The organism is Comamonas halotolerans, assembly GCF_030162935.1.
GTDB lineage: Bacteria > Pseudomonadota > Gammaproteobacteria > Burkholderiales > Burkholderiaceae_C > Comamonas > Comamonas halotolerans.
Genome location: NZ_JASAUZ010000073.1, coordinates 154,161 through 164,851, shown reverse-complemented (window position 1 = coordinate 164,851; position 10,691 = coordinate 154,161). Strand labels below are relative to the sequence as shown.

The window sequence follows — 10,691 nt, the reverse complement described above, 5'->3', positions numbered from 1 at the left end:
GGCCGAGCTCCAGCACCGAGCGCACTTGCGCGCTGGGGGCATGCAAGCGGGCGTGGTTCCACGAGGCTACGCTGATGCTGGAGGCAATTGTTTGGCGCTGAGCCTCCAGGTGGCTGATGCTGTCGCTGCTTTCTGTGGCATCGATGCGGTGAAAACGGATGGGGCTGTGTGCATAGCTGGGCAGCTCATTGCGCGCATCAAAAATGACCAGCCGGTGGCGAGAGGGGGCTTGTGGCGCATCGCCTGTGCTTGTCTGCTCTTGCTCGTGTTCAAAGCGCAAGCTCAGACCTTCATCGGCCAGCAGGCGCAGCACGAAGTCAAGGTCGCTCTCGTGGTACTGCACGCGTGTGGGATAGGGCTTGAAGGCTTGCTGGGCCTGTATCTGAAAGCAGGCGTTGGGGTAATTCGCAAAAATGTCCGCCAGGATGTCTGGCAGCGTTTGCTGGCCCCAGACATAGCTGTCACGGCGCAGTGCGAGTGCCGCAAGCCAGGGCCTCAGATACAGCCGGTGGCAGGCAAGGCCGCCGTCGCCTCCCAGGGCATCGCAACCTGTCAGCATGCCGTGCCAGGCCCGATAGCTGCCATCGGCTTTAAGCACGCGCAGTGTCAGCTCCTGGCCAATGAGGGTGCCCGGGTCAAAGCTTGCATCGGCGCACAGGGTGTCAATCTCGAATGCAAACAGTGCATTGATGCCTTCGCGACCACTCATGCGCTCAACAACCAGGGCCGGAGCTTGTGCACCATCAGGAAGCTGCAGCTGCAGCAATCGAGCGTGCTGGCGGGGCAGTGTGGCGCTAAGGTTGCTGTGGCTCCATAAGGTCTCGGTGATGCTGGGCATGGGCGATCTGAATCAGGCTAGGGAAGAGGGATCGTCGGATTGGCTGTGCTGCCTTTGGCTTGATGCGTTCACGCAACCGAGCTTGCAGACAGGCAGCAATCGCCTTTTGTAGCAGCCAGAACCAACAAGCTTGTGCGCTAGCGCAATAGATGGACAGTTGCCTGGCAATACGAGTGAGCACTTGCTGCCTGAGCGCTACAGTGAGGGCACTTTCTGGCTGGGCCCCTGCTCTGGCGCGCCATGCATTGCGCCTGAGGCTATGCAGCTGGTTCGACTCGCGGACTCCTGCGAGACGACGGGTTTGCTGCCAGCAAGTGCCGCCAAAGCAGCCTAATCAGCAGCCCAAACCTCATATAGACATACCGTCTACCACCCTGCGCCCAGATCCCCGCCCCCTATTGCGCATTCAGGCTGATAGGAGCCAAGGCGGTTCCAGCTGACCAATCTGCAGCTGGTAGGTATGGGGAATCATTGGCATCGTTATGTTGAACGGCAGCAAGCAGTGGCGAATTCAAGCGTTAGGTGCCACCTTCAAACGGCTCTACGCTGTACTGCTGCTCCGCCCACCCGATCTACACTGCCCCTAAACTTCCAGCCATTCCTTGCGAATGCGCTGATTGGCGCTGAGTGACGTGGGCGTGCCGTCAAACACCACTGTGCCGTGCCCCATGACCAGCGCACGATCAGAGATGCGCATGGCAATCGTGAGTTTTTGCTCAATGAGCAGCACGGACACACCGCGCTCCTTGATCTTTTTCAGGTATTCGCCCACCAGTTCCACAATTTTGGGGGCCAGCCCTTCGGTGGGTTCATCGATGATGATGAGATCCGGGTCGCCCATCAGGGTACGGCACAGGGTCAGCATTTGCTGCTCACCGCCTGACATCACACCGGCTTCGGTGTGCTGACGCTCCTTGAGGCGCGGAAACATGGCATACATATCGTCAAAGCCCCAGCGACTGCCTTTGCCCCTGCCCTTTTGACCCAGCAACAGATTCTGGTGCACCGTGAGGTTGGGAAACACATCGCGGCTTTCAGGCACATAGCCCAGGCCCAGATGCGCAATCTCGAATGCCTTTTTGCCGTCCAGGCGCTGCTGCTTCCACTCGATATCGCCCTCCCAGTCCACCAGGCCCATGATGGCTTTGGCCGTGGTGGAGCGGCCCGAGCCGTTGCGCCCCAGCAAGGCCACGATTTCACCGGCCTGGACGGCAAAGTCCACTCCGTGCAGCACATGGCTTTTGCCGTAGTAGGCGTGCAGATTATTGACCTTCAACATGGCGCATTTCCCTCTCAATGCAGCGCTGCCTGCTCATCGGCCACAGAAGAGCCCAGATATGCTTCTTGCACGCGTGGGTCAGCACGCACTTTCTCGGGCGTGTCAAACGCAATCACCTCGCCATAGACCACCACGGCAATCTTGTCAGCCAGTCCAAAAACCACCCCCATGTCATGCTCCACGGTCAGCAGCGTTTTGCCGATGGTGACTTCACGAATCAGCTCGATGAAACGCGCAGTTTCACTGTTGCTCATGCCAGCGGTGGGCTCATCGAGCAGCACCACACTGGCACCTCCTGCAATGGTGATGCCGATCTCCAGTGCACGTTGCTCGGCATAGGTCAGATTCACGGCCAGTACGTCGCATTTTTTCTGCAGGCCGATTTGCTCCATCAATTGTTTGGCACGTTCATTGACGGCATCCATGCGCGAGAGAAAGCGCAAAAAGGTGTAGCGGTAGCCCATGCTCCACAAGACGCCACAGCGCAGGTTTTCAAACACGCTGAGCTTGGGAAAGATGTTGGTGATCTGAAAGCTGCGCGAAAGCCCTGCGCGATTAATTTCGTAGGCCTGCTTGCCGTCAATACGCTGGCCGTGCAGCAGCACCTCACCACTGCTAGGCGCAAAACGCCCGCTGATCAGATTGAACAAGGTACTTTTGCCTGCGCCATTGGGGCCGATGATGGCCACACGCTCTCCGGCCTGCACTGCCAGATTCGCGCCCCGAATGATTTCGGTCTTGCCAAAGCTTTTGTACAGATCGCGCAGCTCCAGTGCATAAGGTGTTGTCTGCATCACATGCCCTCCGCGCGCTGAATATCGTGCTCGATCTCTTCCTGAATCTGCCCCCACTGGCGCACATACTCTCGGCGCACCAGCTCGAACAGCCCCAAACCAGTCAGAAAAATCAGGCCAGCGCCCAGCCAGCTTTCCAGATGATGGACATTGAGGGTGCTGCCCATGAATTGCAGCTCACTGCCCATGGCGCTGTTGAGCTGCAGGTGATAGAGCATCTCCACCAGCGCCGCCAGTCCCACCAGCATGGCGATGCCGGTGCCCGCCAGCGCCAGATAGGCACCCACCATGCGGCCCAGCTTGCCGTATTTGGCCAGACGTAGATTCATCATGATCAGGCTGGCAATCCCGCCGGGCGCGTACATCACCATGAACAGGAAGACCAGCCCCAGATAGAGCATCCATGCCTTGGTGATTTCAGACAGAAACACCGTGGCAATCACCATCAGCACGCCACCAATGATGGGGCCAAAGAAGAAGGTGGCTCCACCGAGAAAAGTGAAGAGCAAATACGTGCCTGAGCGAATGATGCTCACGCTGTCCATGGCCGTCACGATCTCGAAATTGATGGCTGCCAGTCCCCCGCCCACACCTGCAAAAAAGCCTGCAATGATGAACCCGAAGTAGCGTACGCGCTGCGGGTTGTAGCCCACAAAAGCGACGCGCTCCGGGTTGTCGCGCACCGCGTTGAGCATGCGCCCCAGGGGCGTGGTGGTGAAGGCAAACATCAAGGCCGTGCAAATAAAGCAGTACACCGCAATCAGGTAGTACACCTGAATGCCCGGGCCAAAGTCCCAGCCCAGCAAGGGCGTGCCGTAGACACGGTCGGTGGTGATACCGCCCTCCCCACCAAAAAAGCCCGGAAACATCAGCGCCATGGAGGCAACAAGCTCTCCCACCCCCAGCGTGATCATGGCAAAGGTGGTGCCAGACTTTTTGGTCGTCACCCAGCCCAGCAGCGCGGCAAAGAACATGCCTGCCACGCCACCCACAATGGGAATGAGCCACACAGGAATGGGCAAACTGCCATCTGCGGCGCGGTTCATGGCGTGGATGGCAATGAACGACCCCAGCCCGGTATAGACCGCATGTCCAAAGCTGAGCATGCCGCCTTGCCCCAGCAAGATGTTGTAGGACAGACAAATGATGATGGCGTAGCCCATCTGGCTGAGCATGGTCAACCCCAATGAACTGGTGAACACCAGAGGTGCAATGATCAGCAACAGCGCAAACACGCTCCACACCACAATACGCCCCACATTCATGGGTTTGAACCGGTAGTAGCGGGGCACTTCATGGCTGGATGGCGCTGCGGGCAGTGTGGCTTGCGGCCTGACCTGCGAGAGTGGAATGGCAGACATGGCTTAACCCTCGCGCGTACCCATCAAGCCCTTGGGGCGAAAGATGAGCATGAGTACCAGGAACAGATATGGCAGGATGGGCGCCATCTGCGAGATCGTGAGGCTGAGTACGGGCCAGCCAAAGCTATCGGGGGTAATGTGCATACCGAGCGCGTTGAACATCGAGGCCCACGAATAATCCAGCGCCACCGCGAAGGTCTGCACAATGCCGATCAGAAGCGACGCCAGGAAAGCACCTGCCAGGGATCCCAGGCCACCCACGACCACCACTACAAAAATGATGGAGCCGACCGACATGGCCATGGACGGCTCCGTCATATAGGTGTTGCCGCCGATCACGCCTGCCAACCCGGCCAGTGCGCAGCCACCACCAAACACCAGCATGAACACCCGGGGCACGTTGTGCCCCAGCGCTTCCACCATTTCAGGATTCTTCAACGCAGCCTGAATCACCAGGCCAATGCGCGTGCGCGTCAGCAACAACCACACGGCCAGCAACATGAGCAAGGCCACCAGCATGATGAATGAGCGTGATTTGGGAAACTGCGTGCCGTACAGCGTGAACAGCGGACCTTGTAGCGCTGTCGGCAGGCCGTAAGGCACGGCACTGCGGCCCCACACCAGTTGCACCACTTCCAATATCAGATAAGACAAGCCAAAGGTGACCAGCAACTCTGGTACATGGCCGTATTTGTGCACCTTGCGCAGACTGTAGCGCTCAAACACCGCGCCCAGCATGCCAACCAGCAAAGGCGCAATCACCAGTGCAGCCCAAAAGCCAATCACACCGGAAAGCATGTAGCCAAAATACGCGCCCAGCATGTAAAAGCTGGTGTGCGCGAAATTGAGCACCCCCATCATGCTGAAGATAAGTGTGAGACCCGAACTCAACATGAACAGCAACAAGCCGTAGCTGATGCCGTTGAGCATGGAGATAACAAAGAATTCAAGATTCATCGATCCTGCCCGTGCAAAGAAAGAACGTGGTGACTGGCAGCGCCACGGCGCAAGAAGCGGGTTGCGCATCAGATGGGCTGCAACCCGCTGGCTCTCAGTGCTCAGGAGGGGCGTTTCATGACGCACGATGTGGGCGTGCTGGCCACATACGGCTCAAAGTACTTCACCTGTTTGAAGGTATAGCCCGTGTTTTCGTGGTCCAGCGGATTCTCGGCATCGGTTTTTTCCCAGCGGCTGATGTACAAGCCTTGCTGCAACTGGTGGTCACTCTTGCGCATTTCCACTTCGCCGTTGAAGCTCTTGAACTTCATGCCTTCCATCACGGCGGCCACCTTCACCGGGTCGGTGCTCTTTGCACGCTGGAAGGCCTCGGTCAACATGGCATAGCCGTGATACACGGCTGCGGTGTACATGTCATCGTTGACCTTGGCCTTGAACCCTTTAATGATGTTGTTGATCGGCCCAGGCATATTGGTGTAGGAGTAACCCACCACGTACACCTTGCCTGCTGCCGATGCCCCCATGGCGGTGGGCGCGCCGGTCGCAACGCCGTAGTAGGTATAGAACTTGACGTTGTTCAGACCCGCATCGTTGGCAGCCTTGATCAGCAGTGCCAGATCCGAACCCCAGTTGCCGGTGATCACACTGTCCGCCCCAGACTGCTTGATCTTGGCAATATAGGGAGCAAAGTCACGCACCTGCGCCAAGGGTGCCATATCGTCCCCAACGATTTCCACGTCGGGACGTTTGCGCTTGAGCATCTCCTTGGCGTACTTGCTGACCTGATGACCGTGCGCGTAGTTCTGATTGATCAGATAGACCTTCTTCACATCTGGAAGGTCTTTCATATAGGTGGTCAGTGCCTCCATCTTCATGGATGTGTCAGCATCCAGACGGAAATGCCAGTAACTGCATTTGCTGTTGGTCAGATCTGGGTCAACCGCAGCATAGTTCAGGTACAGCACTTCCTTGCCCTTGTTGCGAGCATTGTGCTTTTCCAGCGCATCGATGATGGCCAGCGCAGGACCCGAGCCGTTACCCTGCACCACATAGCGCACGCCCTGGTCCATGGCGGAGCGCAGTGCGCTGGTGGTTTCCTGGGGACTGAGTTTGTTGTCGATCGGAATGATTTCAAACTTCACTCCCGCCGCATTGTTTTTACTGAACTCCTCGGCCAGATACTGCCAGCTCTTCATTTGATTCGTGCCAAGTGCCGCCATCAGCCCTGACAAAGGATCCAGCCAGGCAATCTTGACGGTCTCACCTTGTTGCGCCAGCGAGGCACCTGCGCCACTGAGCAATACGGAAGCGGCCACGGTCTTCAACACAAACTGCATGCTTGTCTCCTGATTCGTAGGAATGAGGTGGGTTGGAACTTCACCGGAACACCCTGCAAGCGTAGTGAGCCCGGGGAAAAAACCGCATGGTGGTTTCACTCTCGGGAATATCCCCCTCCGTAAGAACACGCATCAAAAAAGAGCACCCATCGCTAGACCGCTCAAGACTGGAGATGCTTCTCCTGTCTCAAGTCGGGCCATCGCTTGGTGCTCTGCGAAGCAGGCGAAGCGGCGGTTTGCGTGATCAAGCTGCTGTCAGAGATGGCAGCTTGTAGTCCTTGAGCTGCTCACGCAGCTTGGTTTTGAGCATCTTTCCTGTAGCGCCCAAGGGAATCGCGTCCATGAATACCACATCATCTGGAATCTGCCATTTCGCAGTTTTGCCTTCATAGAAGGCCAGCAGTTCTTCACGAGTCACTTCTGCCCCAGCTTTTTTGGTCACGGCAATGATGGGGCGCTCATCCCACTTGGGGTGCGGCATGCCAATGCACGCAGCCATGGCTACAGCGGGATGGCCCATGGCAATGTTTTCAATGTCGATTGAACTGATCCATTCCCCACCAGACTTGATGACGTCTTTGGTGCGATCGGTGATCTGCATAAACCCATCTTCATCGATGGTGGCCACGTCGCCAGTGGGGAACCAGCCCAGCCCTTGCTCGTCTTTCACCAGTGGGCTGTCGCCCTTGAAGTAGCGCTCCAGAATCCATGGGCCGCGCACCAGCAGGTCACCATAGGTTTTGCCATCCCAGGGTTGCTCCTTGCCCTCACTGTCGACAATCTTCATCTCCACGCCATAAATGGCACGGCCTTGCTTCTGGTTGAGTCTGAACTGCTCTTCCTTGGACAAATTCAAGTGCTTGTTCTTGAGCGTGCACAACGTGCCCAGCGGGCTCATTTCAGTCATGCCCCAGGCATGCAGCACCTTCACATCCAGACCCTCTTCAAAAGCAGTGATCATGGCGGGCGGGCAGGCTGCGCCACCAATTACCGTGCGGCGCAGCGTGCTGAATTTGAGGCCGTTGGGCTGCACATGCCCCAGCAGCATTTGCCACACTGTAGGCACGCCAGCGGCATAGGTGACGCCTTCGGATTCGATCAGTTCGTACAGGGATTTGCCATCCAGGGCTGGCCCGGGAAAGACCACCTTGGCACCTGTCAAAGCCGCCGAGTAAGGAATGCCCCATGCGTTGACGTGGAACATGGGCACCACAGGCAGTACGGCATCACGTGCCGAAAGTCCCATCACATCCGGCAGTGCCGCCGCGTAGGCATGCAGCACGGTAGAGCGGTGGCTGTACAGCGCTGCTTTCGGATTGCCCGTAGTGCCACTGGTGTAGCACATGCTGGAGGCCGTGTTTTCATCAAGCTGAGGCCAACGGTAGTTTTTGCTCTGATCGGCAATCCATGCCTCATAGCTGATCAGGCCCGGGATGCCGCTGTCTACGGGCAGTTTTTCTGCATCGCACAGTGCCACCCACTGGCGTACCATAGGGCACTTTGCATGCACGGCCTGCACCAAAGGCAGAAAAGTCATATCAAAGCACAGCACCTGATCTTCGGCATGGTTGACAATCCACGCGACCTGATCCGGATGCAGTCGAGGATTGATGGTGTGCAACACCCGGCCAGAACCACTGACACCAAAGTACATCTCCATGTGCCGGTAGCCGTTCCAGGCAATCGATGCCACACGGTCACCGTGCGCCAGCTTCATCTCGTCCAGGGCATTGGCCAGTTGTTTGGCACGACCTGCCAGATCTGCGTAGGTATAGCGATGGATGTCGCCTTCCACGCGGCGCGAGACGATTTCTGCATCACGATGGTGGCGCCCGGCAAACTCTATCAACGACGAGATCAGCAATTGCTGGTTCTGCATCAATCCTTGCATGGATATGCTCCTTTTATGTTGTGAAGTGCCGCCATGCGCGCCCAGGCGCCAGCCAGCACTTTTGTGCACACATCCTAAGCGCAGGTTTTGCCAAGCAGAACACGGGCTTTCCTGTAGGCATATGTCGCCCATGTGCCAGTTGGGCGGCTTTTCAGGCAGATTGCCTAAAACCCAAAGGGATTCGTGACTTGGACACAATGACCAAATGCATTCCACCGCCGGATCCCCCGCCATCACATGGCAACCAGGCTTTGCCCGCCTGGGAACAGCCTTTGTTACCCACCTGCAGCCAACACCGCTGCCCAACGCCCAGTGGGTCGCCCGAAGCCCGGACGTTGCTGCACTGGCGGGTTTGCCCGACGGCTTTCTAGAATCCGATCTGGCTTTGCAGGCTTTCACAGGCAATGCCGTGCTGCCAGGCAGTCAGCCTTATGCCAGTGTCTACAGCGGCCACCAGTTTGGTGTATGGGCCGGACAGCTGGGCGATGGCCGGGCCATCCATCTCGGAGAGACTGCTTCAGGCTGGGAGCTGCAGCTCAAAGGCGCAGGACGCACACCCTACTCTCGTGGAGGCGATGGACGCGCCGTGTTGCGCTCAAGCATCCGTGAATTTTTATGCAGCGAAGCCATGCACGCACTGGGTATACCCAGCACACGCGCCTTATGCCTGACCGCTTCAGACGCTCCGGTATATAGGGAAACAGCGGAGACAGCGGCCGTTGTCACCCGTGCCGCCCCGAGTTTTGTGCGCTTTGGGCATTTTGAGCACTTTGCCGCACGCGATATGCAAGATGAACTGCGCGAGCTGGCTGACTACGTCATTGAGCGCTACTACCCTGAATGCAAGCACGGCTGGGCCAACACAGGCGGCTCCAGTCAGGGCAATGCCTATGCCGCGTTGCTTTACGCAGTGGGGCAGCGTACGGCCCAGATGCTGGCCCACTGGCAGGCCGTAGGCTTTTGCCACGGTGTGATGAACACTGACAATATGAGCATTCTGGGGCTGACCATCGACTATGGGCCGTTTCAGTTTCTCGATGCCTTTGACCCTGCGCATATCTGCAACCACAGCGACCATCAAGGCCGCTACGCCTTTCACAAGCAGCCACAGGTGGCGTACTGGAATCTGTTCTGTCTGGGGCAGGCATTGCTGCCGCTGATTGACGATGAAGAAATCACCGTGCAGGCCCTGGAAGCATACCGCCCCACATTCAGCAACGCATTTCGCCAACGCATGTGCGCCAAACTGGGGCTGCCGCTGACCGCAGACTCCCAGGATGCTGCAAGCACTCCGGTGATTGGTCAGTTGCTGGAAATCCTGGCAGCCAACCGCATTGACCACACCATCTTCTGGCGCCGCCTATCTCATTCCGCGCAGGACGGCAACTTTGAAAGCACCCGTGAGCTATTTCTGGACACAGAGGCTTTTGATCGCTGGCTGCTCAGCTATCAAGCGCTGGCTACGCAGTCAGGGCAGCATATTGATACCGATCTGATGCTTCGCACCAACCCTGCTTTTGTCTTGCGCAACCACGTCGGCGAATTGGCCATTCGCGCTGCGCAAGCAGGTGATTACAGCGTGGTGCAATCATTGCACCATGTGCTCAGCCAGCCATTCAGTGATCACCCTGCGCACAGCGCCTGGGCTGATTTCCCGCCCGACTGGGCTTCGTCCATTGCAATCAGTTGTTCCTCATGACCTACCCTATCCAGAAAACCGATGCTCAATGGCTTGAAGCCTTGCAGGCCCAAGGCGCCGAGCCCGTCGCCTACCAGGTCACGCGTCACGCAGCCACGGAGCGTCCTTTCACCGGCAAATACGAACAGTTCTGGGCTGACGGCAGCTACCACTGCATCTGCTGTGGTGCCAAGCTGTTTGACTCGGTGACCAAATTTGACGCAGGCTGCGGCTGGCCCAGCTTCTACCAGGCCGTGCCCGGTGCCATCAAGGAAATTGTGGACCACAGCCACAATATGGTCCGCACCGAAACAGTGTGCAGCCAATGTGGCGCCCACCTGGGCCATGTATTTGAAGACGGGCCACAGCCAACAGGTCTGCGTTACTGCATGAATTCAGCTTCGCTCAACTTCCAGGCACCGCCTGATAGCGAGTAAGCCAGACGCTCAACAGAGACCTGCTGCACTAAATCCTGCAAGCTGCAGGTTTTAGTGTCAGCACCACGCCTGCGCTATGGCATGCTTGACCCTTTTCCGCATGACTGAGGGCTGTGCAC

At 57.6% G+C, this 10,691-nt stretch carries 9 protein-coding genes; 2 read left to right on the top strand and 7 right to left on the bottom strand.

Features of this window, described 5'->3' with window-relative positions; all coding sequences use genetic code 11:
• The 7 genes from QEP11_RS18365 to QEP11_RS18335 form a co-directional block, all read right to left on the bottom strand.
• On the bottom strand, nt 1–838 hold an 838-nt coding region (locus QEP11_RS18365; RefSeq protein ID WP_284338081.1), incomplete at its 3' end, for a type VI secretion system Vgr family protein.
• Between the two features lie 583 nt (nt 839–1,421).
• Nucleotides 1,422–2,117, bottom strand: coding sequence for an ABC transporter ATP-binding protein (locus QEP11_RS18360; protein WP_284338080.1), 696 nt, complete (start codon nt 2,115–2,117; stop codon nt 1,422–1,424).
• A 14-nt stretch (nt 2,118–2,131) separates the two neighbouring features.
• Entirely contained in the window at nt 2,132–2,911 is a 780-nt protein-coding gene (locus tag QEP11_RS18355) for an ABC transporter ATP-binding protein (protein WP_284338079.1), read from the bottom strand.
• Nucleotides 2,911–4,176: a branched-chain amino acid ABC transporter permease gene (locus QEP11_RS18350; RefSeq protein ID WP_284338096.1), complete on the bottom strand. Its 1,266-nt coding sequence runs from the start codon at nt 4,174–4,176 to the stop codon at nt 2,911–2,913. The genes QEP11_RS18355 and QEP11_RS18350 overlap by 1 nt, the downstream gene beginning before the upstream one ends.
• 99 nt (nt 4,177–4,275) lie before the next feature.
• Complete coding sequence (locus QEP11_RS18345; protein WP_284338078.1) at nt 4,276–5,229, bottom strand: branched-chain amino acid ABC transporter permease; 954 nt, start codon at nt 5,227–5,229, stop codon at nt 4,276–4,278.
• 101 nt (nt 5,230–5,330) lie between these two features.
• Complete coding sequence (locus QEP11_RS18340; protein ID WP_284338077.1) at nt 5,331–6,566, bottom strand: branched-chain amino acid ABC transporter substrate-binding protein; 1,236 nt, start codon at nt 6,564–6,566, stop codon at nt 5,331–5,333.
• A 244-nt stretch (nt 6,567–6,810) separates the two neighbouring features.
• Nucleotides 6,811–8,457 carry a 3-(methylthio)propionyl-CoA ligase gene (locus QEP11_RS18335; protein WP_284338076.1) on the bottom strand — a complete coding sequence of 549 codons (1,647 nt, stop codon included), beginning with the start codon at nt 8,455–8,457 and terminating at the stop codon, nt 6,811–6,813.
• A 205-nt stretch (nt 8,458–8,662) separates the two neighbouring features.
• On the opposite strand from QEP11_RS18335, the gene QEP11_RS18330 reads away from it, so the two are divergent.
• Together QEP11_RS18330 and msrB are read left to right on the top strand one after the other, a co-directional pair.
• Nucleotides 8,663–10,156: a protein adenylyltransferase SelO gene (locus QEP11_RS18330; RefSeq protein WP_284338075.1), complete on the top strand. Its 1,494-nt coding sequence runs from the start codon at nt 8,663–8,665 to the stop codon at nt 10,154–10,156.
• Nucleotides 10,153–10,572: a peptide-methionine (R)-S-oxide reductase MsrB gene (gene msrB, locus QEP11_RS18325; protein WP_284338074.1), complete on the top strand. Its 420-nt coding sequence runs from the start codon at nt 10,153–10,155 to the stop codon at nt 10,570–10,572. The genes QEP11_RS18330 and msrB overlap by 4 nt, the downstream gene beginning before the upstream one ends.
• Nucleotides 10,573–10,691: the final 119 nt, after the last annotated feature.

Excerpts from the sequence above, each read along its gene's own strand:
- QEP11_RS18345 (WP_284338078.1), bottom strand. The coding sequence starts at position 5,229 with ATGAATCTTGAATTCTTTGTTATCTCCATGCTCAACGGCATCAGCTAC.
- QEP11_RS18330 (WP_284338075.1), top strand. The coding sequence starts at position 8,663 with ATGCATTCCACCGCCGGATCCCCCGCCATCACATGGCAACCAGGCTTT.
- QEP11_RS18350 (WP_284338096.1), bottom strand. The coding sequence starts at position 4,176 with ATGAATGTGGGGCGTATTGTGGTGTGGAGCGTGTTTGCGCTGTTGCTG.
- QEP11_RS18335 (WP_284338076.1), bottom strand. The coding sequence starts at position 8,457 with ATGCAAGGATTGATGCAGAACCAGCAATTGCTGATCTCGTCGTTGATA.
- QEP11_RS18355 (WP_284338079.1), bottom strand. The coding sequence starts at position 2,911 with ATGCAGACAACACCTTATGCACTGGAGCTGCGCGATCTGTACAAAAGC.
- msrB (WP_284338074.1), top strand. The coding sequence starts at position 10,153 with ATGACCTACCCTATCCAGAAAACCGATGCTCAATGGCTTGAAGCCTTG.
- QEP11_RS18360 (WP_284338080.1), bottom strand. The coding sequence starts at position 2,117 with ATGTTGAAGGTCAATAATCTGCACGCCTACTACGGCAAAAGCCATGTG.
- QEP11_RS18340 (WP_284338077.1), bottom strand. The coding sequence starts at position 6,566 with ATGCAGTTTGTGTTGAAGACCGTGGCCGCTTCCGTATTGCTCAGTGGC.